At 60.8% G+C, this 26,123-nt stretch carries 22 protein-coding genes and 1 pseudogene; 12 read left to right on the forward strand and 11 right to left on the reverse strand.

The window, feature by feature from the left end; genetic code table 11:
* The first annotated feature begins 14 nt into the window (after nucleotides 1-14).
* From eno to C4N04_RS13270, 5 genes are all read left to right on the forward strand, one after another.
* Nucleotides 15-1,331 carry a phosphopyruvate hydratase gene (gene eno / locus C4N04_RS13250; protein ID WP_106796231.1) on the forward strand — a complete coding sequence of 439 codons (1,317 nt, stop codon included), beginning with the start codon at nucleotides 15-17 and terminating at the stop codon, nucleotides 1,329-1,331.
* A gap of 99 nt (nucleotides 1,332-1,430) precedes the next feature.
* Complete coding sequence (locus C4N04_RS13255; RefSeq protein WP_096771994.1) at nucleotides 1,431-2,432, forward strand: VOC family protein; 1,002 nt, start codon at nucleotides 1,431-1,433, stop codon at nucleotides 2,430-2,432.
* Between the two features lie 79 nt (nucleotides 2,433-2,511).
* A complete protein-coding gene (locus tag C4N04_RS13260) occupies nucleotides 2,512-3,726 on the forward strand; it encodes an amino acid ABC transporter substrate-binding protein (protein WP_183597716.1) in 1,215 nt (404 codons plus the stop codon).
* 104 nt (nucleotides 3,727-3,830) lie between these two features.
* A complete protein-coding gene (locus C4N04_RS13265; protein WP_199852465.1) occupies nucleotides 3,831-4,949 on the forward strand; it encodes an alcohol dehydrogenase catalytic domain-containing protein in 1,119 nt (372 codons plus the stop codon).
* 52 nt (nucleotides 4,950-5,001) lie between these two features.
* A complete protein-coding gene (locus C4N04_RS13270) occupies nucleotides 5,002-5,553 on the forward strand; it encodes an NAD(P)H-dependent oxidoreductase (protein WP_009989216.1) in 552 nt (183 codons plus the stop codon).
* Nucleotides 5,554-5,659: 106 nt separating this feature from the next.
* On the opposite strand, the gene C4N04_RS13275 is transcribed toward C4N04_RS13270, so the two are convergent.
* The 4 genes from C4N04_RS13275 to C4N04_RS13290 form a co-directional block, all read right to left on the reverse strand.
* Nucleotides 5,660-6,655, reverse strand: a complete 996-nt coding sequence (locus tag C4N04_RS13275; protein WP_106796195.1) for an aminoglycoside phosphotransferase family protein — start codon at nucleotides 6,653-6,655, stop codon at nucleotides 5,660-5,662.
* 21 nt (nucleotides 6,656-6,676) lie between these two features.
* Nucleotides 6,677-7,639, reverse strand: a complete 963-nt coding sequence (locus tag C4N04_RS13280; RefSeq protein ID WP_106796196.1) for a C-terminal binding protein — start codon at nucleotides 7,637-7,639, stop codon at nucleotides 6,677-6,679.
* An 85-nt stretch (nucleotides 7,640-7,724) separates the two neighbouring features.
* Nucleotides 7,725-10,481 (reverse strand): phosphoenolpyruvate carboxylase, encoded by a 2,757-nt coding sequence (gene ppc, locus C4N04_RS13285; RefSeq protein ID WP_106796197.1) that lies wholly within the window; start codon nucleotides 10,479-10,481, stop codon nucleotides 7,725-7,727.
* Nucleotides 10,482-10,617: 136 nt separating this feature from the next.
* The gene (locus C4N04_RS13290) at nucleotides 10,618-11,553 is read right to left on the reverse strand and encodes a LysR family transcriptional regulator (protein ID WP_096771989.1); all 936 of its coding nucleotides are present in this window, start codon (nucleotides 11,551-11,553) and stop codon (nucleotides 10,618-10,620) included.
* Between the two features lie 108 nt (nucleotides 11,554-11,661).
* Between C4N04_RS13290 and C4N04_RS13295 the strand changes: the two genes are divergently transcribed.
* From C4N04_RS13295 to C4N04_RS13320, 6 genes are all read left to right on the forward strand, one after another.
* A complete protein-coding gene (locus C4N04_RS13295) occupies nucleotides 11,662-12,846 on the forward strand; it encodes an acyl-CoA dehydrogenase (protein ID WP_077989173.1) in 1,185 nt (394 codons plus the stop codon).
* 58 nt (nucleotides 12,847-12,904) lie between these two features.
* Nucleotides 12,905-13,792, forward strand: coding sequence for a 3-hydroxybutyryl-CoA dehydrogenase (locus tag C4N04_RS13300; protein WP_096764955.1), 888 nt, complete (start codon nucleotides 12,905-12,907; stop codon nucleotides 13,790-13,792).
* A gap of 40 nt (nucleotides 13,793-13,832) precedes the next feature.
* On the forward strand, nucleotides 13,833-15,494 hold the full coding sequence (locus C4N04_RS13305; protein WP_106796198.1) for an electron transfer flavoprotein-ubiquinone oxidoreductase: 1,662 nt from the start codon (nucleotides 13,833-13,835) through the stop codon (nucleotides 15,492-15,494).
* Between the two features lie 45 nt (nucleotides 15,495-15,539).
* A complete protein-coding gene (locus C4N04_RS13310) occupies nucleotides 15,540-16,685 on the forward strand; it encodes a CaiB/BaiF CoA-transferase family protein (protein WP_106796199.1) in 1,146 nt (381 codons plus the stop codon).
* 351 nt (nucleotides 16,686-17,036) lie between these two features.
* Complete coding sequence (locus C4N04_RS13315) at nucleotides 17,037-18,440, forward strand: L-serine ammonia-lyase (RefSeq protein ID WP_077993559.1); 1,404 nt, start codon at nucleotides 17,037-17,039, stop codon at nucleotides 18,438-18,440.
* A gap of 118 nt (nucleotides 18,441-18,558) precedes the next feature.
* Nucleotides 18,559-18,996: a DUF1489 family protein gene (locus C4N04_RS13320; RefSeq protein WP_077993561.1), complete on the forward strand. Its 438-nt coding sequence runs from the start codon at nucleotides 18,559-18,561 to the stop codon at nucleotides 18,994-18,996.
* A gap of 38 nt (nucleotides 18,997-19,034) precedes the next feature.
* On the opposite strand, the gene C4N04_RS13325 is transcribed toward C4N04_RS13320, so the two are convergent.
* From C4N04_RS13325 to C4N04_RS13355, 7 genes and pseudogenes are all read right to left on the reverse strand, one after another.
* The gene (locus tag C4N04_RS13325; protein WP_009994808.1) at nucleotides 19,035-19,310 is read right to left on the reverse strand and encodes a hypothetical protein; all 276 of its coding nucleotides are present in this window, start codon (nucleotides 19,308-19,310) and stop codon (nucleotides 19,035-19,037) included.
* Nucleotides 19,311-19,423: 113 nt separating this feature from the next.
* Nucleotides 19,424-20,998 carry a D-alanyl-D-alanine carboxypeptidase gene (locus tag C4N04_RS13330; protein ID WP_106796200.1) on the reverse strand — a complete coding sequence of 525 codons (1,575 nt, stop codon included), beginning with the start codon at nucleotides 20,996-20,998 and terminating at the stop codon, nucleotides 19,424-19,426.
* A gap of 118 nt (nucleotides 20,999-21,116) precedes the next feature.
* A complete protein-coding gene (locus tag C4N04_RS13335) occupies nucleotides 21,117-21,902 on the reverse strand; it encodes a hypothetical protein (protein WP_096764592.1) in 786 nt (261 codons plus the stop codon).
* Nucleotides 21,903-22,115: 213 nt separating this feature from the next.
* Complete coding sequence (locus C4N04_RS13340) at nucleotides 22,116-22,721, reverse strand: transglutaminase-like cysteine peptidase (RefSeq protein WP_096764593.1); 606 nt, start codon at nucleotides 22,719-22,721, stop codon at nucleotides 22,116-22,118.
* Between the two features lie 373 nt (nucleotides 22,722-23,094).
* Nucleotides 23,095-23,336: pseudogene (locus C4N04_RS32125) on the reverse strand (prolyl aminopeptidase); the annotation flags it as partial.
* A 272-nt stretch (nucleotides 23,337-23,608) separates the two neighbouring features.
* Nucleotides 23,609-24,220 (reverse strand): PilZ domain-containing protein, encoded by a 612-nt coding sequence (locus C4N04_RS13350; RefSeq protein ID WP_038689051.1) that lies wholly within the window; start codon nucleotides 24,218-24,220, stop codon nucleotides 23,609-23,611.
* Nucleotides 24,221-24,344: 124 nt separating this feature from the next.
* On the reverse strand, nucleotides 24,345-24,989 hold the full coding sequence (locus C4N04_RS13355; RefSeq protein WP_179363915.1) for a PAS domain-containing protein: 645 nt from the start codon (nucleotides 24,987-24,989) through the stop codon (nucleotides 24,345-24,347).
* Between the two features lie 263 nt (nucleotides 24,990-25,252).
* Here C4N04_RS13355 and C4N04_RS13360 point away from each other — a divergent pair, with 263 nt between their 5' ends.
* Nucleotides 25,253-26,041 (forward strand): rhomboid family intramembrane serine protease, encoded by a 789-nt coding sequence (locus C4N04_RS13360; RefSeq protein ID WP_039619832.1) that lies wholly within the window; start codon nucleotides 25,253-25,255, stop codon nucleotides 26,039-26,041.
* Nucleotides 26,042-26,123 lie beyond the last annotated feature (82 nt).

A 26,123-nucleotide genomic window follows, 5' to 3' on the forward strand; every position in this document is an offset into this window, starting at 1 on the left:
TGGACCAGTTGAACATGATGAACACCGAAATTCGAAAAGTGCAGGGCCGTCGCGTCTGGGACTCCCGTGGCAGGCCCACCGTTGAGGTAGAAATCGAGCTGGCCTCCGGTGCCACGGGCAGGGCGATTGCCCCGGCTGGCGCATCGACCGGAACCGGCGAAGCTCTCGATCTACGCGATGGCGGCAGCGCCCTTGCCGGCTTGGGCATCAACAAGGCCCTCTCCGCCGTCAACGGGGAAATCGCCAAATTGCTGGTTGGCCGGGATGCCAGGGATCAGGCCGAGCTAGACCGCGCGATTATCACACTCGATGGTACACCGAACCGGAGCAGACTAGGTGGAAATTCGTCGGTAGCAACGTCGATGGCGTTGCTTCACGCCGCTGCGGCTGCGGCCGACCAACCGATCTGGCGGTATCTCGCAGGCTCCGACAGGGGAATTACGATGCCGCTGCCGGAAATCCAGATTTTCGGTGGCGGAGCGCATGCAGCGCGCCGGGTAGACGTCCAGGATTTCATGATCATGTGCCCTGCCGCCTCGACTTTCTCGGAGGCTTTGGAGTGGACGGCCGAGGTCTACCGCGCGGCGGGCGACATCATGAAGCGTGCCGGCAAGCTCCAGGGCGTGGCGGACGAGGGAGGCTACTGGCCTGCCTTCACCAGCAATGAAGAGGCTCTCGATGCCTTGGTGCGTTCGATCGAGGCTGCCGGTCTGAAACCCGGCGGCGAGGTCGCGATATCGCTCGATATCGCGGCTTCCGAATTCGGCCGCGAAGGCAAGTATTCGCTGGCATTGGAAGATCGGCAGCTCGACACGGCCGAGATGATCGACATGCTTGGCGGCTGGTTGAAGGCATATCCGATCGTCTCTATCGAGGATCCGCTCGCCGAGGATGATCCCGATGGCTTCAAGGAATTTACCGCCCGCTACGGCTCCCGATGCCAGATCATCGGCGACGACTTCTTCGTGACGAACGCGGCGCGGGTGACGGAAGCGATCGGGGATAAAAGCGCCAATGCCGTTCTGATCAAGCCGAACCAGGCGGGCACGATCACAGAGACGTTCGAAGCGCTCTCCGTCGCCAAAAGGGCAGGTTTTCGGACAATCGTTTCGGCGCGATCCGGCGAGACGGAAGATGTGACGATCGCCCATCTGTCGGTCGGCTGGGATGCCAAGCAGCTCAAGGTCGGATCGTTCTCCCGCTCCGAGCGCATGGCCAAGTGGAACGAGGTTCTCCGGATCGAGGAGGCTCTTGGAAAAGAGGCTTCGTTCGCTGGCTGGTCGGCGCTAGACTTGGCTGAAAGGCCGGCCGCGGTCGCCGCCGTAGGTTAGAATTTTTGATGGGCCGAATGCGCGTCTCGCACAAAACAGGCGTTGACAAAACCACCGGCCCTCTTATGCTAACGTTAGCAATAAATAGACGAGGATGACATGCTGCCGGCTGTTAATTTGAAACCTCCCTTCAACATCACGCGCTTCAGCCACGTCGTGCTTGAAGTCGATGACGTGGGGTGTAGCCGAGATTTCTATGTCAATGTCGGCGGCCTCGTCGAAACAGAATTCGCGGACGGTGTCTCCTACCTCCGCGGGCTGTCCGAGGCCTGCCATCACAGCCTCGTGCTCACACCCGCCGGCGGCAAGCCGACGTGCAGGCGGATCGGGTACCGGGTGTTCCTGGAGGAAGATCTCGACAAGGCCAAGATCTTCTTTGAGGAGAAGGGCCTTCCGGCGGAGTGGGTCGAGGTTCGAAACCAGGGCCGCACGCTGCTTGTCAGCGATCCCTCGGGCGCTCGCATCGAGCTTTGCTCCAGCATGAGCGTCCATCCTCGTAAATTTCTCGACGTGCATGAACATCGTGGTGCTCGAGCCCAGGGCCTCGACCATTGCCAGATCATGGTTGCCGATCCACTGGGGCTGAGCGCGTTCTACGGCGAACTGGGCTTCCGCACGTCGGAATATATAGCGGCGGGCGACACTCTCATTGCGAACTTCATGTATCGCAAAGGTGTCTGCCTGGACCTGGCCTTGGTGCCCGGCATCGGCCCGCAACTGCACCATTTTGCCTATACGGTCCCCGAAATCAGCGACATCTTCGCCGTGTGCGACTTTGCCAGCCGTTACGGATATGGAGACAGCGTCGAGCGCGGGCCTGGCCGCCACGGCCCTTCGGGAGTTCTGTTCGTCTATCTGCGCGATCCCGATGGACACCGGGTGGAATTCTTCAACAATCACTACACCACGATAGATGCGGAGTTGGAGCCCATTCGTTGGGACGCGGCATCCCTGAGCACCAACGTGCATTGGGGGATGCCGGCCGTCTCCAAGTGGTTCTTCGAGGCCAGCGAATTTACGGGAGTGCCGCTGGAGCACCCCGAGAAAATGCCGAACCCGATGACGCTGGAGCGCTACGCAGAAGGGCTCGCGAAGAGCTGACCTGCCGCCTGAGGCAGGAGACTGACGCGCTGCGACAGCTGCAAGCGCGAGACATGCCGGAAGCACATGGGAGGATGAGATGAGTGCAAATTCCATTAAAATGAACAGACGTGCATTTCTCGGCTCAGCAGCCGCCGCGGCGGCTTTCAGCTCGATGCCGAGAGTTTTTGCCCAGGAGGGGCCGATCCGCGTCGGCGGAACGCTGCCGCTGACCGGTCCGCTTGCGGGCGTCGGCGCGATCCATAAGCTCGCGGCCGAGGTGTTCGTCGAGCAGATCAACGCCAAAGGCGGTATTCTCGGACGAAGGGTGGAGTTCGTCCTTCTCGACGATCAATCGCTTCCCGCCAATGCGCGAACGCTTTATGAACGCCTGGTGACGGCCGATAAGGTCGATCTCCTGATGGGCCCCTATGGCACGTCGTCGATTATCGCAGCCATGGGCGTTGCCGCTCGGTTCAAGAAGATGCTTGTTCAGAGCAGCCTTGGCGACCCAAGCCTTGCACCCTATCCGCTGCAGTTCCCCTCTCTTCCGATCGGGGCCGAGCCGCAGTTGACCGACACCGAGGTCGTTCTTGATGCTTATGCCAGCCTGCCAACCCCTCCCAAGACGATCGCCTTCGTCACCAGCAAATTCCCGTCCGCGCTGACGATCGCCAAGGGCGGTCAGCAGGTCGCTGACAAGCGTGGCATCAAAAGCGTGCTGGACCTCGAATACGAATTCGGCACGAAGGACTTCGGCGCAATCGCAAACCGCATCAAAGCGGCTGATCCGGATCTGCTGTGGTCCGGTGCGATCGGCATGGAGGCAGTGCAGCTTCTCGATGCCATGAGCCGGATCGATTACCAACCAAGGAACCAGTTCTACCTGTTCCCGGCACCCGGCCCGACCGCAGCTCACCCGAAAGCCAATGGCTTGACCTCGCTTACCTGGTTCGAGGAGCACGAGCCGTTCCTCAAATATCACGGCGCTCAGGAGTTCGTCAGCGCTTATGACAACAAAGCGAAGGCGGCAGGCTTCCCCTATCCGCGCACCGAGTATCAGGCCGCCGTCGAATATGCTGCGTGGCAAATTCTTGCGGCAGCAGCCGAAGGGGCAGGGAAGCTGGACGACGCCGCGATGGCTGCATGGTTGCGCTCGAATACCGTCGAGACGGTCGTCGGACCAAGGACTTTCGACGGCAAGTTCAATGCCGGGAAGCCATCGACGAAGCTCAAGCAAGTTCAAGGAAAGGATTGGGTGACGGTCTGGCCCGCGGATTTCCGACCGGCTGACAAGGCGTTCCTCGTCCCGTGACGGATACGCATCGCGCGGCCGCGCACCCGCCTGAAACTGCAAGAATGCATTCGGTCAGCCAAGGTCTGACCGATGTCCCTATGGAGGAGTTAATGGTTAAGACTATGATCGCTGCTCGGCTGCATGCTCTGCATCAGCCGATGTCGCTGGATGAGATTCCGATTCCCGCGCCCCGGCCCAACGACGTTCTGGTGCAGGTCAGGGCTTGCGGTATCGTGCCCAACATGGCCAACGTCATCAATAACTGGCCGACCTGGTTTCCCCACCAGCCGCTGCCGAAGTTTCCGGCAGTGTTCGGCCTGGATCCAGCCGGGGTCGTCGCCGAAGTCGGCGAGGCGGTCACCAATGTCAAGATTGGCGATCGTGTCTATGTCAGCCCCCTCAGATCCTGTGGCTCCTGCAAGGCGTGCCGGTCGGGCAATCGCAGCCAATGCCGCTACTACACCTTGAATGGCTACTTCAGCACCAGCCGTGATGGTCAAAGAATCTTCGATCTCTATCCGTACGGCGGCTTCAGCCAGTACATGACCGCCCCGGAATATTCACTCGTATGCCTGCCGGATAATCTCAGCTTCGAACAGGCCGGCCGCTTCGGCTACCTCGGCACATCCTACGGCGCCCTGAAGAATGCGCAGGCCGGTCCCGGCCAGGTCTGCCTCATCGACGGGATTACCGGCACGCTCGGCGTCGCGTCAACCAAGCTCGCTCTTGCAATGGGCCTCTCCAAAATTCTGGGCACCGGCAGGAACAAGGAACTGATGGACCGCATAAAGGCCATCGCTCCCGACCGCATCGACACGATCATGCTCGGTGAAGGCTCGACCGGAGAATGGGCGAAGGCCCAAACCGGCGGCGAGGGTGTGGATTTCGTCATCAGTGCGCTGGGCGCGAGAGCTCCCGCTGCGACCGTGGTCGACTCCATGCGCGGCGTTCGTCGAGGCGGCCGTGTGGTTGTCGTTGGCGGCGTCGCGGAAGATGTTCCGGTCGACGTTAAGTGGCTGATGGACGAGCAGGTTCAGCTGATCGGCTCCAACTGGTTCAGCGCTGCCCAGGGGCAGGAGATGGCCGACATGGTTCGCACCGGCGCGCTCGACCTCTCCTATCTCGAGCACAAGATCTATCCGCTCGAGCGGGTGAACGAAGCCATCTCCGGCATCGGCGAACGCGATGGCGGCTTCAGCAACTACGTGGTCATTCCTCCGGTTCCTGCCGCCTATCAATAACAATCACCGGCGCCGGTTGCGGCCGGCGCCGCCTCACGCGAGAAGAGAGAACATGTCCAAGAAAGATATCGCGGTCCTGGTTGGAAGCCTTCGTCAGGCTTCGATCAACCTGAAGCTTGCCCGTGCAATGCAGAAAGTAGCGCCCGACGGGCTGAACCTGGAAATCGTACCGATTGGCGATCTTCCGCTCTATAACCAGGACCTCGAGACCGAAACGCCGCCGGTGGAATGGACATCCTTCCGCGAGCGCATCAAGGCTTGCGACGGGGCAATCTTCGTGACGCCGGAATATAATAGATCCGTACCGGCGGCATTGAAGAATGCGATCGAAGTCGGCTCTCGACCGTTCGGGAAAAGCGTATGGGATCATAAGCCCGGTGCGGTGACCGGGGCTTCTCCCGGCCTGATTGGCGGCGCTGCGGCAGCACTCCAGCTCAGGGTTATCCTAACCAACATCAACGTGCCGACCATGCCCCAGCCTGAAGTTTACCTCAGTACGGCCGACAAATTGGTGGGCGACCATGGCGTATTCCTCAACGAAGGAACCCAGAAGTTCATCGAGAGCTTCCTGGTTGCGTTCGAAGGCTGGGTCGGCCGGTTCTGAGCCGAAGCAGAGCAAGACTTCGTCGGCCATCGCGAACACAGCGCGGTGGCTTTTTCCTTTTCATTCGAAGTGGAAAGCGCATCCGCTCCGGAAGCGCCTGGCTTCCTTAAGAAAACCAGGCCTGCGCCACGTCAGCAAGCTTTTGCGGAGGCGATGCGATCAACGGAATGGCGGCTTTGCGGATAGCTTCGCGCTGGCATTCGTCGGTTATGTATTCGACGGGCGATTTGCCGTCGATCCGGGCGAGGAAGAGTGCGGGCAGCAGGCTTGCGGCCCGAGCCTCGAGAGCGTCCCGATCCTCCCAATTGACCTGATCCATGTAGGCTGCGGTCAAAGCCGCAAATGACGATGCGAGCTCAGATGCCGCCTTTTCCGCAACGATCTTCTTCAACAACAGATGGTTCAGGCAGAAGGCCAGGTCGAAAGCCGGATCACCGAACCAGGCGCATTCGGCATCCAGGAACACAGGTCCATTCTTGCCCAGCAGGATGTTCTTCGGGCTGACGTCGCCGTGGACGAGCGCCAGCTTTATTTCCGCCGTGCGCTGAACGAGCTCGGCGAGGCGATCGCTGACGAAGGGATGTTTGGCGGCAGTCGCATCCAGGTAGGGCTCAAGCCGGAGCGCATAGAAATTCGGTCCAGAGTCAAATTTGTCCGATAAGCCCGATGTGCGGGCGCTGACGGAATGGATCTGCCCGATCCGCCGGCCTGTGACCTCTGCTGCCATTCGGTCGACGCTTCCTTGAAGCAGGCTGGTCTTCCAGAGCGGGTACTCGTCGCTCGGCAGAAACTCCATTGCGAAGATACCACACGACTCGTCGTGCGCGAGAGGCTTTGGAACGGCGGAAGGGAAATGCTCCGCCACGAAGGAAATCCAGTTCCATTCGTATACATTTCTCGACACCGGCGCCTGCCAATCGGCAGATACTTTAAGCTTGGCCAGTGCGCGTTTCACGCAGATGAGCCGGCCGGGGAGCTCCACGCGGTAGATATCTGAGGAAACACCACCCGTCAGGGGCTTGTAGACCGCCTCCTCGGAAGCGCTCTTCAGGCCGCTCTTCAGCAGGAAATCGTCGAAAATCATCGTCTCGGCTACAGACATAAAACCATTGTCCTTGCTGCGTTAGCGGCGGGGGCTGTTGCGGGCTTGTTCGGGCATCTCTCCGGAAAGAACCCTGACGACTTCCTCCGCGGCCCGGCGACGCAGTTCGATCAGCGAAGCATCCGAGGAGAAGGCGACATGCGGCGTGATCATCGCGCCGGGGTGAGCGATCAGCTCCGCCGGCACGCGTGGTTCATCCTCGAGCACATCAAGGCCGACACCGCTCAGACTGCCGGACGCCAGGCCCTCGATCACGGCGGCAGTATCCACGACGCCGCCTCGGCTGACGTTGATCAGCAAGCTTCCACGACGCATCTTCAAGATAGCGTCTTTGTTGATCAGGTGGCGGGTCGCGGGCGAAAGCGGCGCATGGACGATGACGATATCGCTCCTGGCCAGCAGCGTATCGAAGTCGGTAAGTTCCACGCCGGCGGGGGCATTCGAGGCATAGGGGTCGTGGGCCGACACGCGGCATCCCAGCGCCTGCATCTTTGCTGCCGTCGCGCGGCCGATGCGGCCGAAGCCAACGATGCCGCAGGTCAGTTCCGAAAGCCTGCGCAGATTTGCAGAGGCGGGGTCCCAGCGCCCATCGCGAACTTCACGATCGAAGTGGACAAGGCCGCGCGCCCAGGCAATTGCGAAACCGACGGCGTGGTCGGACACTTCTGCAACGCAATAGTCGGGAACGTTCGTGACCCAGATCCCCCGCTCCGTCGCTGCATCGACTGCAATATTGTCCAGGCCAACTCCAAGGCGCGCGACGATCTTGAGATTAGGCGACGCGGCGATCGCCGTCGCGCTGACCTGAGCCCAGCAGGTCAGGATAGCGTCCGGACGATGCTCTGCAGCCAAAGCGTCGATCTCAGCAGGGGGCGACGGCTCGGCGGGGCCGCTGACGAGGGTAAACCCGGCCCGCTCGATCACCTCCCGCTCCACCTTGTCATCCGGCCAGGCGTAGTCCGTCAACAGCACGGTCAGTGTCATGATTTCCTCCCAATTTGTGCGAACGTTAGCGCAACAGTTTTGCCGAGGTCAAGAAAAAAGCGAATGCCATCCGCATTGCGGTTGGCTACCCGCTGTTTCGCAGCCCCGCGGCAATTCCGTTGATTGTCAGGTGCAGCGCCTCTTCGGTGTCCTGATCTCGTTCTCCGGCACGGTGGCGGCGAAGAAGGTCGATCTGCATGTGATTAAGCGGATCGAGGCATGGAAAGCGATGATGGATCGACTGCTTCAGCGCCGGATTGTTCTCCAGCAGCGAGGCCTGATCGGTTATGCCGAGCAGGGCAGCGGTTGTCGCTTCCCATTCGTCTTTTATGCGTGCGAAGATCTTCTCATGCGCGGGTGCGTCAGGGGTGAGGTTCACGTACCGCGCCGCGATCGCCATGTTGGTTTTTGCCAGCACCATCTCCATGTTGGCGATCAGCGTCTGGAAGAAAGGCCAGTCCCGATGCATTCTTTGCAGAGTTGGCAGCCCGTCGGGATGTCCAGTCAGCCACTGTTCGACGGCCGAGCCAAAACCAAACCAGCCCGGCAACATGATGCGGCTCTGCGACCAGCCGAACACCCAGGGGATCGCCCGAAGATCTTCGATGCGACGTGACGAGCTGCGTGAGGCCGGACGGCTGCCGATGTTCAGTTTTGCGATTTCGCCAATGATCGTGGCTTCCCAGAAGAAGTGTTCAAATCCCTCGGTCTCGTAAACCAGGCAGCGATAGGCGCCGAAAGCCAGTCCGGACAGCTCCTCCATGGCGTGGAGAAATTCGGGATCCGGTTCTTGTGCGTCGGAAGGCAGCAAGGAGGCTTCCAAAGTCGCGGCGATAAGAAGTTCCAGGTTCCTGCGGCCGAGTGCCGGATTGGAATATTTCGCCGCTATGACTTCACCTTGCTCCGTCAGCCGAATCGATCCGGCAACCGCGCCGGCGGGCAGGGCGGTGATCGCCTCATAGCTTGGGCCGCCGCCGCGGCCCACGGAACCGCCGCGGCCGTGAAACAGGCTGAGGCGAATGCCTTCACGGTCGAAGAGCTGAATAAAGGCCATCTCCGCCTTGTACAGCTCCCATCCCGACGTCAGATATCCGCCATCCTTGTTGCTGTCGGAGTAGCCGAGCATGATCTCCTGCTTGCCGCCGAGTGCACCCTGGTATGTCCGATAGGCTTCGATGGCCAAAACCGTCTGCATCACGTCATGCGAGCTGCGGAGGTCGGAGATCGTTTCGAAAAGCGGTATGATGTTGACTGAGGCTGCTTCGGGTTCATCGGGCCGGAACAGTCCGACTTCCCGAAATAGCACCATGACCTCCAGAAGGTCGGAAGGGCTTCCGGCCTTCGAGATGATGTAATTGGGGATGCTGGCGCGGCCGTAGCGCTTATGGGCTTCGGCAGCCTCACGCAGCACGGAAAGCTCCGACATCGTCTCGGCCGAATAGGTCTTGAGCGATGTCACCAGCAGCTGGGAAGACCGAAGCTCCTCCGTCAGCAAGTGGATCTTGTCACTTTCGGCGAGCGCCTCGTAGCCTGTGCCGGGCCGCACCTTCTCGAAAAGCTCATGAACGACGCGCTGATGAACCTCGGAATTCTGTCTCAGATCGAGGCTCACAAGGTGAAAGCCGAAGACGTCGACGGCGCGTTGGAGGCTCCGCAATTTGCCAGCGGCGATCTTTCCTGCGCCATTGGCGATCAAGCATTTGCCGATCGTTGCCAGGTCTTCGGCGAATTCGGCAGGGCTCAGATAGCAGGGGGCGGCCGCCACAGGCTCGCGAACCAATTCCGTACTGCCGAACTTCCGTGCGGTGGCCGCCAGGCGAGCATACATGCCCGAGATCGCCAGGCGATACGGCTCGTGCCGGCGCTGCTCCGATCGATCGGGAGAGTCGGTCGCAAGCCGCTGGAGTTTCTGCGAGACTTTTACATACCGATCATCCAAAGAAAGTTCGGCGCCAAGGCTGTGCAGTTCTCCGAGATAGAAGGAGAAAACCCTCTCGCTCTGCAGCCGGAGCGCTTCCCTGAGGGTCTCGCCGTTGACAAAAGGGTTGCCATCCCGGTCGCCGCCGATCCAGGAACCCATGCGCAGGAATGGCGGCAGCGCGTCTTGAGCAAACCTCCAAGGCGAGCCTCGGAGTTGATTTTCGAGACCCTCATAAACTTCCGGGATAACCCGGAAAATGGTGCTATCGTAATAGGACAGGCCATTGAGGATTTCATCCACGACCTCCAGTCGCCGCCCTCGCAAGCTGTTCGTCTGCCAAAGCGTCGTCGTCGCTCTTTCCAAATCTGCCTGATATCGATCGGTCTCCTGCGCGGTCAGGCCGGCCTGCTCGAGCCGGCTCAAGCATTGTGCCAGCTGCTGTTCGATGTCGATCACGCTCTTTCGCCGAACCTCGGTCGGATGCGCCGTGAAAACAGGCGAGACGACCGCTTCAACGAGCAGCTTGCGAATAGCTTCCGCCTCTACGCCGGCGGCGGCCAGAACAGACAGCGATCTGGCAATCGTCCCCGGCATGGCGGGTTCGCCATCGGCGATGCTGAAGCGCTGCACCCTGGCCTGATGAGCGTCTTCTGCAATGTTCATGAGCTGCGAGAACTGGCTGAACGCGCGGATCACGCGCTTGAGGGTGCGGGGAGGCATGTCTGCGCAGAAGGGGGCGAGCTTCTCGTTCAGGCGCGGACTGGTCTTTCTGCGGCCGGCAATCGAGAGAGTGCGGACCTGTTCCACAATCTCGCGGGCCTCCTTGCCGTCGCTTGCTTCTATAGCCTCGCATAACAGGCGGCCGAGGAGGCGAACGTCCCTCACCAAAGCCCTGCTGGCCGTGAGGCGTCTTCCCTGCATGCTTGCTTTCTTCAACTGAAGATGCAAATGTCCGCTCCTCATGCTAACGTTAGCATAACGTGGCAGGAATTCCCTGAAGAGTCAAGGATGCTCGCAATCGATCATGAGCGGAGGCGCAAATGGGCGCGAGCGGCTACTATCGCAACCATGCTCGCGCATCAGCGGCCGCGCTTTCCTGGTAGCGCTCGACCTCTTCCAGAAGCCATGCGCGGAACGCGACGACAGGACGGAAGTCCTTCCTGCTAAGTGGCGCGACCGCATAATAGGCACTGGGGCTTTTGACCTGATGCGGGAAGGCTTGGACCAGCTGGCCATTCGCAAGCTCAGAGTCGATGAGGAAAAGCGGCATCAAGGCGAGCCCCAGTCCGGCAATGCAGGCTTGGGCTACGTTGCTGAACTGTTCGAACCGCATGGCCTGCGATGGGGTGCCGTTGACCTCGAGGCTCTCGAAAAAATGGTTCCACGCACCCGGACGGGACGCCATCTGCAACAACGGAAGGCGAAGCAGATCTTCAGGCTTCGCTATGGGATGCGAACTCAGAAAAGACGGGGACGCGACCGGTGCCACCATCTCCTCCATGAGAAAGGTGCTTTCCGCACCCGGCCAATCAGGCTGGCCGATATGGATCGCCATGTCGATGTCGTCGCGGTCGAAATCGAACATCCCTATGCGCGTTGCGAAGTTCAATGTGATCTCGGGATGTCTGGCGACAAACTGCGGAATGCGTGGCATCAGCCAACGTGTGCCGAATGTTGGCAGGATGGCGAGATTGAGTTGATCATTATGCTGTTTGGTCATGGCGTGCAGCGAAGCGGAACGGATTTCCGCCAGAGCGTTGGCGATCGCCCGTGCATAATCAGCGCCGGCCTCTGTGAGAATGACGCCGCGGCTTGTGCGCTCGAACAGTAAAACGCCCAGTTGCTCTTCCAATCCGGCAATTTGCCGACTGATGGCGCCCTGAGTCAGGGAAAGTTCCTCAGCCGCCGCAGAGAAGGTGCTCAGCCGCGCGACGGAATCGAACGCTGCGAGAGCGGAGGTCGAGGGAAGGAGTCTTCGAGAGAGGTTTGCCATTGGCTATTACTAGAGCTCATAGGCCGATGAGTAAAGCTCGCTTTGTCAATCGCGCAAAAGCGGCTTTAATCCCATCAAATTCGAATTGCCAAAAACCTCAACGGGAGGATGACGACCTTGGCCTTTTCCTGGAATGACCCCTTTCTGCTCGACGACCAGCTGACCGAAGATGAACGGATGATCCGCGAGTCCGCGGCGGCTTTCGCAGAATCCGAACTCCTGCCGCGTGTCCAGGAAGCCTATCTCGAAGAAGCGACCGACCCCGAATTGTTCAGGTTGATGGGGCAGACCGGCCTCCTCGGTGTGACGCTGCCGGAAGAGTACGGGGCCGCGAACGCCTCCTACGTCGCTTATGGCCTGGTCGCTCGCGAGGTCGAGCGCATCGACTCCGGATATCGCTCGATGATGAGCGTGCAGTCCTCGTTGGTCATTTACCCGATCTTCGCCTACGGCTCCGACGAGCAGAAGAAGAAGTACCTGCCGGGCCTCGTTTCGGGTGAGCTGATCGGCTGTTTCGGCCTGACCGAGCCTGACGCCGGCTCCGATCCCGGCGGCATGAAAACCCGTGCAGAGAAAATTACGGGCGGCTACCGATTGCGCGGCTCGAAGATGTGGATCTCGAACTCGCCGATTGCCGATGTCTTCGTCGTCTGGGCAAAGTCTGAGGCTCACAACAACGAAATTCGCGGTTTTGTTCTCGAGAAGGGCATGAAGGGCCTTTCGGCTCCAAAGATCGGCGGCAAGCTTTCGCTGCGGGCCTCAATCACGGGCGAAATCGTGATGGACGGTGTCGAAGTCACGGAGGATGCAATTCTGCCCGGTGTTTCCGGTCTCAAGGGACCGTTCGGCTGCCTCAACCGGGCCCGTTACGGCATCTCCTGGGGCGTCATGGGAGCTGCCGAGGACTGCTGGTTCCGTGCGCGTCAATACGGTCTGGACCGCAAGCAGTTCGGCAAACCGCTTGCAGGGATGCAGCTTTATCAAAAGAAGCTTGCCGATATGATGACCGAGATCACCCTTGGACTGCAGGGCTCGCTTCGCGTCGGCCGGCTGATGGATGAGCACAAGATGGCCCCGGAAATGGTCTCGCTCGTCAAGCGCAACAATTGCGGAAAGGCGCTTGAAATAGCGCGGCACGCCCGGGATATGCACGGCGGCAACGGCATTCAGATCGAATACCATGTCATGCGCCACGCGCAGAACCTGGAGACGGTTAATACCTACGAGGGCACCCACGACGTCCATGCCCTGATCCTTGGACGCGCCCAGACGGGCCTCCAGGCTTTCTTCTGACGACCGCAATCTGTTCGGCGCAGATCGACCCTCCATCTCCGGATTAACGAGAGGCAGCATGCCTATAGCGAATAAGATTTCGACCGTCGCCGTCATTGGCGCCGGCCAGATGGGGACCGGGATCGCGGAAGTCGTGGCGAAACATGGGTATGAGGCCTTGGTTTACGATCTCGACAAAGATCGGATCCGCGCGAGCCTCGAAGCGAGTGCCTGTTATTTCGGACGTCAGGTCGAAACCGGTAAAATGCCGGGCGAGTCGGCTGAGCAGGCCATCTCCCGGATCAAGGGCGCGTTCTCTCTCCCGAACCTGGCGGAGGCCGATTTGGTCGTCGAAGCGGTCAGCGAGAATGAACACATCAAGAGGAAGGTTTTTGCGGACGTATGCACCGTTCTGAAGCCCGACGCGATCCTGGCGACGAACACATCGTCGCTCTCCATCACGCGGCTCGCCGCGTCAACCGACAGACCCAATCGTTTTATAGGGATACACTTCATGAATCCCGTACCGGTTATGAAGCTGGTCGAGCTGGTCCGCGGCATCGGAACGGATCAAGAGACCTTCGCCACAGCCAAGGCTTTCGCCGAATCCATCGGCAAGACCGTCACTGTCTCCGAGGATTTTCCGGCTTTCATCGTAAACCGCGTTCTCATCCCGATGATCAACGAAGCGATCTACACGCTCTATGAGGGCGTCGGAAACGTGGAGGCGATAGACACCGGCATGAAGCTTGGCGCCAATCATCCGATGGGGCCGCTCGAATTGGCCGATTTCATCGGTCTGGACACATGCCTTTCCATCATGCAGGTCCTTCATGAAGGACTGGCTGACAGCAAATACCGGCCGTGCCCGCTGCTGGTCAAATATGTGGAAGCGGGCTGGCTCGGTCGCAAGGCACAACGCGGGTTCTACGACTACAGGTACGTTCCGGCTCGAGCTACTCGCTGATCCCATTCTTTCCAACATCGAGATTTAGCAGGCAACCATCATGACGGAAGAATACGCAGACGAACGCGAGAGCATGGAATTCGACGTCGTGATCGTCGGCGCGGGTCCTGCCGGTCTTTCCGCGGCGATCCGGCTGAAGCAGGTCAATCCGGAACTTTCGGTCGTGGTGCTCGAGAAGGGCTCGGAAGTCGGCGCCCATATTCTCTCCGGCGCCGTCGTCGATCCTATTGGCATCGACCGGCTGCTGCCCGGCTGGCGCGATGAGGCCGATCATCCCTTCAAGACCGAAGTCACCGCGGACCATTTCCTGCTGCTCGGCCCGGCCGGCTCGATCCGTCTGCCGAATTTCATGATGCCGCCCTTGATGAACAATCACGGCAACTACATCGTCTCGCTCGGCAATGTCTGTCGCTGGCTGGCGACCAAGGCGGAAGAGCTCGGCGTCGAGATCTATCCGGGTTTTGCCGCAACCGAAGTGCTCTATGACGACAAGGGCGCGGTGATCGGCGTTGCCACCGGCGACATGGGCATCGAGAAGAACGGCGAGCCTGGCCCCAACTATACCCGCGGCATGGAATTGCGCGGCAAATATACGCTGATCGGCGAGGGCGTGCGCGGTTCGCTCGCCAAGCAGCTGATCGCCAAGTTCGACCTGCAGAAGGATCGCGAGCCGCAGAAATTCGGCATCGGCATCAAGGAGCTCTGGCAGGTCAGGCCGGAGAACCACAAACAGGGGCTGGTGCAGCACTCCTTCGGCTGGCCGCTCGGCATGAAGACCGGCGGCGGCTCGTTCCTCTATCACCTCGAGGACAATCTGGTGGCGGTCGGCTTCGTCGTCCACCTGAACTACAAGAACCCCTATCTCTATCCGTTCGAGGAGTTCCAGCGCTTCAAGACGCATCCGGCGATCCGCGGCACCTTCGAGGGCGGCAAGCGGCTCTCCTATGGCGCGCGCGCCATCACCGAGGGCGGTTATCAGTCGGTGCCGAAGCTCACCTTCCCCGGCGGGGCGCTGATCGGCTGTTCGGCCGGTCTGGTCAACGTGCCGCGCATCAAGGGCAGCCACAATGCGGTGCTGTCGGGCATACTGGCGGCCGAGAAGCTGGCGGCGGCGATCGCAGCTGGCCGCAGCCATGACGAGGTCGTCGAGATCGAGAATGAATGGCGCAAGGGTGACATCGGCCGCGATCTGAAGCGGGTCCGCAACGTCAAGCCGCTATGGTCGAAGTTCGGCACCGCGCTTGGCGTGGCGCTCGGCGGTCTCGACATGTGGACCAACACGCTGTTCGGCTTCTCCTTCTTCGGCACGCTTGGTCACGGCAAGACCGATGCGGCCTCGCTGGAGCCGGCCTCGCAGCACAAGCCGATCGCCTATCCGAAACCGGATGGCGTCCTGACCTTCGACCGTCTGTCCTCGGTGTTCCTGTCGAACACCAATCACGAGGAAGACCAGCCGGTGCATCTGCAGGTCAAGGACATGGGCCTGCAGAAAAGCTCCGAGCTCGGCATCTATGCCGGCCCGTCGACCCGCTACTGTCCGGCCGGCGTCTATGAATGGGTGGAGAAGGATGGCGACAAGAGCTTCGTCATCAACGCCCAGAACTGCGTGCACTGCAAGACCTGCGACATCAAGGACCCCAACCAAAACATCTACTGGGTGCCGCCGCAGGGCGGCGAGGGGCCGGTCTATCCGAATATGTAGCAAAACGACGATCAGCGAACTTGGGAATAGATCAGGGAGTTATCGATGCAGTTTCCACTTGAAGGCGTGCGGGTCGTGGAGTTGGCACGTATCCTGGCTGGTCCGTGGGCTGGACAAACCCTTGCCGACCTGGGAGCGACGGTCATCAAGGTGGAAAGCCCGGAGGGCGACGATACGCGCCGCTGGGGACCTCCCTTCATTCAGGATGGCGATGACGTCGCTGCAGCCTACTTCCATAGCTGCAATCGCGGAAAGCTCAGCATCACGGCGGATTTCAACTCGGCGGAAGACGTGGAAAGGGTCCGCGCGTTGATCGCCCACGCGGACGTCGTTATCGAGAACTTCAAGGTGGGCGGGCTGAAGAAGTTCGGCCTTGATTACGAGAGCCTGAAGGCGATCAATCCGAAGCTGATCTACTGCTCGATTACCGGCTTTGGCCAAACCGGCCCCTATGCCGGGCGGGCAGGATACGACTTCATCGTCCAGGGCATGGCCGGCATTATGGATTTGACGGGTGAACCAGGTCGGGAGCCGCAGAAAATCGGCGTGGCGTTTGCCGACATCTTCACGGGGCTCTATTCGGTCATCGCGGTCCAAGCCGCTCTGTTGCTGCGAAACAGCACAGGCGAGGGGCAGCACATAGATATGGCGCTCCTTGACAGCGCCGTAGGCGTGCTGGCCAACCAGGCGATGAACTTCCTGGCCTCCGGAAAGGCGCCGACGAGGCTTGGCAATGCGCATCCCAATATCGCCCCGTACCAAGTTTTTCCGGTATCTGATGGCAATATCATTATCGCCTGCGGCAATGACGCTCAGTTTACGCGGATATGCGATATCCTCCGGCTGTCCGCTGTGGCCTCCGATGTCCGTTTCAAGACGAACGCGGACAGAGTGCGTCATCGAGAGGAGCTGACATCCGTGATGGAAGCGCAGACGGTGCTTTTCAAACGGACCGATTTATTAGCCGACCTTGCGCGTGTGGGCGTTCCCGCCGGACCGATCAATACCGTGGAAGACGTATTCGCGGATCCGCAGGTCGCGCATCGGAAGATGGCGGTGGAGAATGAAGGGATACCTGGCATCCGGACGCCGATCATCTTCTCGGGGACGGCGCTGACCTCGCATCACAAATCGCCGAGGCTTGGTGAGCACAATGGCAAAGTGCAGTCGGATTGGTCTTCGATGGACTGACGCGTCGAGCGATGCAAGCGAACAGGAGTTCGGCCTGTTTGGCGGCATCGGACATCACTTGTCGCCGAGAATGGGGCATCTGGAGGTAGAAACGTCGCCTGACCAGCACCATGATCTTGCATGGCTGTTCAATCAGTGAGAAGAGTTTTTGTCTCGGCTCGGGCTCCTCCGGGTGTACTGTCCGTCACGATCGGCGATCAAACTCCGCATCGCTGCTTGGGCTGAGTCTGGTGTGTGTCGTTCTGGTATGCTGGCTGAATGTCGCACCGGTTCCATGCGATGTCGGTTCGCCGCGTGGATCCGAAACCGGCGTCGTTTAAGCTTGCATCCTCGTGTTCAGAAGGCGCATCCATGTTTCTTTCGGTATTCGATGTCTTCAAGATCGGTGTCGGGCCGTCGAGTTCGCACACGATGGGTCCGATGTCGGCCGCCAACCGCTTTCTCGACCTGATCCTGTCGGACGAATGGCCGCGCCCGTCGTCGGGTGCGCAGGTCGCCGCGATCAAGGTCAGCTTGCATGGCTCGCTTGCTCATACCGGTATCGGCCATGGAACGGGTAGGGCAGTTATTCTCGGCCTGATGGGCGAGGCGCCAGACAGTGTCGACCCCGACAAGATGGACGGCATCATCGATACGGTGGAGCGCACCGGCCGGATCACGCCGGCGGGCCATCCCGCCTACCAATTCCAGCCGAAAACCGACCTGGTTTTCGACAAGAAACAGCCGTTGCCCGGCCATGCCAACGGCATGATTTTCTCAGCCTTTGACAGGGATGGCCGGCTGCTCCTGAAACGCATCTATTATTCGGTCGGCGGCGGCTTCGTCGTCACGGACACCGAGCTGGAACAGATGCGGGCGAAGAAGAACGCCGCCGGCGGCACACGCGTGCCCTATCCCTTCTCCACAGCGAAGCAGATGCTCGAAATGGCGGAGCGCTCGGGGCTTTCGATCGCACAGATGAAGCGGGCGAACGAGGAGAGCCAGCGCAGCCGAGAGGAGCTCGATCAGGGGCTCGACAGAATCTGGGAGGCAATGCGCTCTTGCATCGAGCGCGGCCTTAAGGTCGAGGGCGTCATGCCGGGCGGCCTCAACGTCAAGCGCCGCGCCCGCAGGATCCACGACAAGCTGCAGGAGGAGTGGCGCAGCAATCGCGTCAATCCGCTGCTCGCCAACGATTGGCTGAGCGTCTATGCGATGGCCGTCAACGAGGAAAATGCGGCTGGCGGCCGCGTCGTCACCGCACCGACCAACGGGGCAGCCGGCGTCATTCCGGCGACGATCCGCTATTACGAGCATTTCCATGAAGACTGGGACCAGAATGGTATTCGCGATTATCTGCTGACGGCTGCCGCCATCGGCGGCATCATCAAGCATAACGCCTCGATCTCGGGCGCCGAGGTCGGTTGTCAGGGCGAGGTCGGCTCGGCCGCGGCGATGGCGGCTGCCGGCCTTGCGGCCGTGATGGGCGGCACGCCCGAGCAGATCGAGAACGCCGCCGAGATCGCGCTCGAACATCATCTCGGCATGACCTGCGATCCGGTTGCGGGCCTCGTGCAGGTTCCCTGCATCGAGCGCAACGCGCTCGGGGCGGTCAAGGCCGTCACGGCGGCATCGCTCGCCGTCAAGGGCGACGGCCAGCACTTCGTGCCGCTGGACGCCTGCATCGAGACGATGCGCCAGACCGGCCACGACATGAGCGAGAAATATAAGGAAACCTCGACCGGCGGCCTCGCCGTCAATGTCGTCGAATGCTGAGTTTACGACCGCGTTAGCACGGTTTAAACATTTCAGGCAGGCGCAAAACTGCTGCACAGTTTCGTGCGGCATGCCGTAGGCGCTTGACGCTCGCCGCCAAAAGGATTTCAACGGCGGCATGGCATTGCATCTCATCAAACTCTGCGTCGGCGCCGACTCGATCGACGATCTGCGCGAATGGGTGGCGGAGCGTTCGCTGCGCGCCATTGCCGCCGGGCTCGAGCCGCATTCCGTTCATACGACCCGCATGGTGCCCAAACGCATGGAGGAGCTGCTTGACGGCGGCTCGCTCTACTGGGTGATCAAGGGGCAGGTGCAGGCGAGACAGCGGCTGCTCGACATAAAGACCTTCACCGACGACGAAGGGATCTCACGCTGCCGCCTGATGCTCGGTCCCGAAGTCATCGAAACCGCGGTACAGCCGAAGCGGCCGTTCCAGGGCTGGCGCTACTATACTCAGGATGACGTGCCGGTCGATCTGACGAGCCTGGGCGCCGGCATCGCCGAAATGCCGGCCGACCTTCGACGCGAGCTTACCGAGCTTGGCCTGCTCTAATCTTTCCGCCCGAAACACCGGGGGCGGGCGACCGCATTTCAGCGCAGACGCAGTTGCACCGGGGCGCTGCCGTCGGGCGAGGTCACATGCAGATGGATCCGGGCTTCCGGCTGGGAATAGCGCCAGGCGCGAGCGCCGTGGCAAAGCAGCAGGTTGATGAGATCGCGGGTCTTGGCAGATTTCGCTCTCGGCCGCTGCAGGCCCATCTCGGCGAGCCGCAGCGCCGCTTCGTGCAGCGGATGCAGGGCTGAGCGCCCCTTGGCCCCGATGCGGCGGTCGCCTGGCATTCCCGGAACATTTTCATTGATCGCCATTGTTTTCCCCGTACGCACTACTGATCGAGTTCAAGAATGGTGGCCGGAAACGCAAACACCGATTCCGGCCGTTACCAATGCCGCCGGCCATGTTGCAGGCAGCATCGAATATCTCATTGTGCAGCCGCCCAGCACTTGATGCCGGCCTTCTTCAAGGCCTTGCAGGCGTTGACCGCATCGCGCTGATCGTCGAAGCCGCCGAAGCGGGCGCGGTAGACCTGGTCATTGCCCGTACCGTAGGCGACGGCGAAGGGTTTTGCCGAGGCCAACGCCTTGCCGCCCTTGCTCTTGGCACCCTCCAGTAGGTCCATGGCCATTTGCCGGCTCGGCGAGACGCCGACCTGTACGACCCAGCCCGCAGGCGCGGCGCTTGCCGGGGCGGCGCTGGTCGAAGCAGTCGTGACGTGATCGACGGCGGCGTCTGCGGGTTCGGCAGGTGCAGTGGCCGGAGCCTGCTGCTTGAAGCTCGTGGTCTTGACCTTGGTCGGTGCCGGCATGGCCTGGGCGACCAACGGGTTGTCGGACTTCGTCGCGGATGTTTCGGTATAGGCGACCTCGGTCTCGGCCACCTGATAGCGGGCGTCCGGCAGCGGTCCCTTACGCGGCAGGCCGAGGTCGGCGGCAGCGGCGGAAATTGGCGGCTGCGCTGCGGTGATCGTCTTTGCGACCTGCTGCTGGGCGACCTGCTGAACGACCGGCTGCGGGGCAAGCTGCTGCCGGGCCTTCTGCGGCTGAACCGGAGCGGGCGTTTGGATAATCGCCGGGGCAGGGGCTGCTTGAGCCACCAGCGCCGAGTTTCCGCCGCGGCTCGACGCCTTGGGCAGATAAGTAGCGATCAGATTGCGCATCTGGGCGTCGCGAGCCGCGCCGGAAGTACCGCCAAGCACCACGCTGACGATCGACTTGCCGTCAACTTGGACAGAACTCACAAGATTGAAGCCGGCAGCCCGCGTGTAACCGGTTTTGATTCCGTCGACACCGCGCACCGAGCCGACCAGGCGGTTATGGCTGCGGATCGTGCGGCTGCCGAACTTGAAGGCGCGGGTGGAGAAATAGCCGTAATATTGCGGGAAATGCTGGCGCAGGGCGATACCGAGGCGAGCCTGGTCGCGCGCCGTCGTCATCTGCGCCGTGTTCGGCAGACCGTTGGCGTTGCGATAAGTGGTGCGCGTCATGCCGAGGGCGTGTGCCTTGGCAGTCATCAGCTGGGCGAAGCGATCCTCGCTGCCGGCAAGCATTTCTCCAAGGGCAGTTGAGGCATCATTGGCAGACAGGGTGACGAGACCGAGAATACCCTGCTCGACGGTAATAGTGCCGCCGGCGCGCACGCCGAGCTTCGTCGGCGCCTGGGCTGCAGCATGAGCAGAAAAGGGAACCGGCGTATCGAGGCGGATGCGACCCTGCTCCAATGCTTCAAAGACCAGATAGAGAGTCATCATCTTGGTCAGCGAAGCGGGATATTGCAGCCGATCGGCGTTCTCGCTGTAGAGGACATTGCCGGTCTTGGCATCGACGACGATGCCGGCATATTTCGAGTTGGCCGCTTCCGCTTCGGCATTGATCGAATCGACCAGGACGACCGTGAAGGCCACCGAAAGGATCGCCAGGAGCTTTGCGAAAAAGCTGCCGGACCGGAATGATGATACGGAGGAGACTGACCTTGACACTATTCCACTCTTCGCTTGCATTTCAGATATTGGGCAGGAACCGCACACCCCCCGCCGCACAGCTCGTCTTTTGAAATTACCGATTCAGCGTTACCAATCCGTTTATGATGAATCGTTTCACTCGCCGTCCGGAAGCATTTTAGGGACCTGTCGCAGAACGGTTCATAAGACGGTCCTGTACAAAGGTGCGGATCGCGGCATCAATATGTCCCCAATCGTCGAGATGGCTGCTGGAGAAGCGGTAGAGGACGCTGAGATCCTTGCCGACCTTGATATCTCGCTGGCAATCTCCGCTTGCCGCCTTGCCCGGGGCTGAAGGCAATATGCAGCGCACGACATAGTCCGGTCCGCCCTCGACGGGTGCCGTCAGCAGCACTTCGTCGCCATAACCGGCGTCGGCGCGGAGACGGTGGAGCGTCAATCCGTCGCGAAAAGGCTCGGCCGGGCCTTCGATCAGATGCGAATAGATCGGCTCCAGCCGGCCGGACATATCGCGCGACATGGTGCTCTGTGCGATCTGCAGGAAGATCAGCCCGGAGGACTGGGCGACGTCGTCGAATCGAAGATGGTTGTCCTTGCCGTAACCCCGCATATCAGGCCAGGCGAGGTAGAGATCGACGCGCTCGGTTGCTCCGTCATGCCGCTGGCTCGGAAAGCGGATGGTATTTTCGGGAAGCTTCACGGTGTCGCGGCCGATGGTCAGCGTGATTTCAGCTGTGCTGTCGGTGTTGCCGGCAAGGGAGATGTGCCGGCCGAACCAACGGCCGCCGATGCTGATGGCGACCGTCAGGACCGCCAGGACGGCGATCACCGCCGTCGTGCGGAGGAGAAACCCCATGGAAAGCAGCGGCTGCTCATTGGGGGCGCTTTGCGCGGTATGGCTCATGGCGGCTCGTTGCCTTTCGGTCCGCCGCAGGAAGAACATGAGCCGCCGGTGCCGATGATGAATCTGATCGGCATCATCGGACCGGCAGGGTTAATACTTTGCTAAGATTTCGGGGCCGGAAGCCATCGCCTCTGCCTAAAATGAGGCGAGCCGTTCCCGGGACAGCGGGAACGGCTCTTGGGCACCGGTCGGGGACGGGATGCGGGGACGTGACCGGGCCGAAACCTGTGCCGGCTTGGCCGGCGGCCTGGCTTACTTGACGCTACCGACCGCGACGGCGCGGCCGTCCTGAAGCTTCGACCAGCGGCCCGGATCATTAGCGGATTGGCGCTTGAGATAGGTGTATTCAGTGTCCGACCACAGCAGCACCTTGTTGCGCATGTTGTCGAGAATGAAGTCGCCGTGGTCGGTACGGACCGTCAGCACCGCATGGCCTTCGCCGTTCGGCTGCAGCACGACCGTAATCAGCGTGTCGGATGGCGAAAAGCCGTCCTCGATCAGCATCTTGCGCTTCAGCAGGACATAGTCCTCGCAGTCACCGACGCTAGTCGGATAGGCCCAGCGCTCTTCGACGCCATAGATCTGTTCATCCGTTTCCGGCTGGACCGACGAATTGACGGTGTAGTTGACCTTGAGAATTTCCTTCCAGCGCTCCTCGGTGAGAATGGCCGGTCCGGCGTCGCCGCCGGCATAGGCGCATTCCGTTGGATTGGCCTTGCAGAATTCATAGTGTCCGATCGGCGGGCTAGCATTGCCTGCCAGTGCCATGCTTGCTGGGGTTGCCTGTCCCGAACCCGCCATGGCCATCATGATCGCACCGGCCAAAAAGCCGCCTTTCAGGATATTCGCAGTCGTCATTGCCGTCTCCCCTAAGTTGAGGCGACAATGACACAGACGTTTTTATCTCGCGCAAAATTGCGTAATAGAATTAAAGACTTAGTTGAATCAAATGCCGATAAAACTTGGCTAAAAACAAAGTCGAATGCGCATAAAATTCGAGGCGCATTTGTCTCGAATTCGGTTAAAATTGTAATTTACGTGGCAAGGCTTTCGCGCGAGAAAAGGCTGTGCTGCGGTCCGACCATTAATGGTTTTCCTTGAGCCGAGTAAACTTCTGCGGAAAGCGACCTTACCGGCGACGCGCGGTCTTCGGACAAAAAGAGCCGGAATGGCGCGTATCGTCGCGCCGATCACCGGGAAAATACCGCGCCGACCGGCTCAGACGGAAAAATTATTTTTGAGGGAAATCGCGAAAATGGTCGGTGGCGGCGACGATTGCGGCGCTCATGTCGGGATTTGCGGTCGAAGGGGGAGCCTGCGGGAGAATCCTGAGCTCACTTTCTGGCCAGCGCGCCAGTTCGCAGGCGGTGCAAGCGGTGCCTCGATGTCGAACCGTCCCTGCAACAGGATGCCTGGAATGCCGACAAGCCGTGCGGCATTCCTCAGTACGCCGTCCTCCAGCAAGGCACCGTTGAGAAGGCCCGCTCCCGCCTGATCGGTGTCGCAGGTTATTCCGCTCATAAGAGTACGTATCTAATGGTTGGAACAACTTGCGACAGGATTTCGGCTTGCCTTCGAAAGCCAGATCTGTTGCCGCTTGCAGATCCGTTGCGGTGAAATCCGGGCGTTCTCCACTCGACCTGAGCAGGTGCGCGCCGGCGTTGGCAGCAGCTTCGGCGGAAGTCTTTTGGGAATTTCGGCCGCCCCGGAAATCCCGACAGGGCAGCGCGCCTTCCCAGCAATTGTCAGAGGAATTCCCGCAGCGTCTCGCGGGACTGGATCGACAGGAATTCGATCGCCACACCTTCGACGAAATGGCGAACGACGCGGCCGCGCATATTGCCGAGACGCACGGCCGTCCCGATGGAAGGACGCATCTCGACGTCGACGGCGGCGCCGGAGAGCGAAAGGTCCATGATACGGCAGGCATAGCGTGTGCCGTCATCGAGCGTCAGTTCGGTCTTGACGTCGCGCGGCGTCAGACGGTCGTGGCGGCGATCTTCCGGCAGGCCGAGTTCGTGCTTGTTGGCAAGCCAGGTGAGTTGGGCGGCGAGCTTCTCACGTTTGCGCTCGGTGGCATTGATCGACATGGTGAAGCCGCGGCCGTCGAGCGTCTGGACATAACCTTCGACGCGCCCGAGATGGTCGATATAGGCGACGACGCGTTCGTTGGCGCGCGGCCGGCCGGAGCAGGTGACGTACATGTCGCCGGGCGACATGTCGATCACCATGCATTCAAACTCCTCGTAATTTGCAAGCATCAGCCGGCCCTGCATATTGATCGGCACGCGCTGGAAAACGCCTTGTTCAGGGCGCGGCGCAGGTCGTTGCGTCTGAGCTGGCTGGAACGAGTGCATCAAAAGGCTTCTTCATGAAAATCGCAGAGACCAATCCTTACCGCCAATCCATTAACAGAAGGTTGTCTCGGCCCCTGCCGACATAGCCAAAAACGAGTATGGCCGCTGTCCTGAAACGAGACGCTCAGCGCGCCTCGGCACTGAGCAGCTGCGACACCACGCGGCGCATGACCTGGCCGAAGCCGATGCCTTTTCCCGCGACGCTCTCGTTGATCGGGCGCAGTTCGGCCGGCGCGACCTTGCTGAATTTTTCCGGCAGCAGACGGCTGCGGTCGAGCGCCAGCAATTCGAGCGGCACGATCTCCAGCCAGCTTGCAGCCGCCACCGGCGCGATCGCGCCGAGCACCCGGTCGCAAGCGGCGTGCGACGAGCGCAGCGGCATCATGATGATCTCGAAGGAGGCCTGGTGGCCGACGGTGCTGTAGCCGGTGGCATTGAACAGGGCCGGCATGGCGTGGTCCATGACGCCGATCGCGGTGCGTTCGATATCCCCGTGCTGGCCATGCGCCCAGAGCGAGGAGAACCGTTCGCCGCGCAGGTCCCGTCCAAAGAGGTCGCAGATGCGGGTGCCGGCGAGCCGGAAAACGATGTCTCCGTCCTCGCGCCCCTCAAGAATAAAGAGGCTTTGCAGTAGATGGGGTACGGCGGACGGTTCGACCTGGGATTTCAGCGGCGCATCGGCAGCGCCGCGGATACGGTTCCAATAGTCAAAAATTTCGATGGTCGTTTGCACACGCATTTCACACCAACCTGTCCCATTCCGGATCATTTTCGGGCACTCATTGCCCGGACAACTTCTACCTTGCGGATTTCATGCCAGATCCCGGCCATTAAGGTTAAGAAAGGGTTTCGGTTGAGGCGTGACGCCTGTCGTGACACTGTCGCGTCATCACTTCGACTTTCGAAGTTCTGCACAACCTGCCCGGGCCGAGATCTTTCCTCAGGGTTCCCGGTACGCCGCCCGACATTCCGGGCGGCTTTTTTTTTGGCCATCGCTCCTGTATGGCTGGGGCCACAACGAGGCGAACACAGATGAATGAGCAGACGGGCGAGCCGCAGAAGGCGCCCGAACCTTTTGAGGTCCCGCCGGCACGTCCTCCGCGCGAGCCGGTCTTCAACCTTCCGCCGGCGCTGTTCTTCAGCCTTTGCCTACTTGTCGCCATCTACGCGGTGCAGGCGCTCGTGCTGTCCGACGATGCTGTCAGCTGGCTGCTCTTCACCTTTGGCTTCGTTCCCGCCCGCTATGTGATTCCGCTGTCGCAGCAGGGCCTGGAGCTGTTCTGGACGCCGGTCACCTATTCACTGCTGCACGGCAGCGTTCAGCATATCGTCTTCAATGCCTTCTGGCTGATGGCCTTCGGCGCCCCGGTCGTGCGCCGCATCGGGACGCTGCGATTCGTGTTCTTCTGGCTCTTTTCCGCCGCCGCCTCCGCCGCCCTGCACGCGGTGCTCAACTGGGGAGACGTGTCGCTGCTGATCGGCGCTTCCGGCGTCATTTCCGGGTTGATGGGGGCCGCTTGCCGGTTCGCCTTTCCCGCTGAGCGACGTCCGATGCTGGCGGCGCATCTCAACGCCCGGCTTTCCATCGTCGGGGCGCTGAAGAACCGGACCGTCGTCTTTTTCATGCTGCTCTGGCTGGTCGGCAACGCCCTGATCGCGGTCGGCATCCCGCTCGTCGGCGACAGCGATCAGGAGATTGCCTGGGACGCGCATATCGGCGGCTTCGTCTTCGGCTTCTTTCTATTTTCGCTGTTCGACCGAGCGGCGCCGCAGCCGCCGATCGAACCAGCCGAAGCGGAGAAGGATGTGTTGCAATCCTGAGCGGGGCAGTGCACCATCGAACCATTCGCGATTGGGGGGAGAAACCGCCGCGGATAGCTGTGACAAGCGTTACAGTTTCGAC

Source organism: Rhizobium sp. H4, assembly GCF_003013335.1.
GTDB classification, from domain to species: domain Bacteria; phylum Pseudomonadota; class Alphaproteobacteria; order Rhizobiales; family Rhizobiaceae; genus Rhizobium; species Rhizobium sophoriradicis.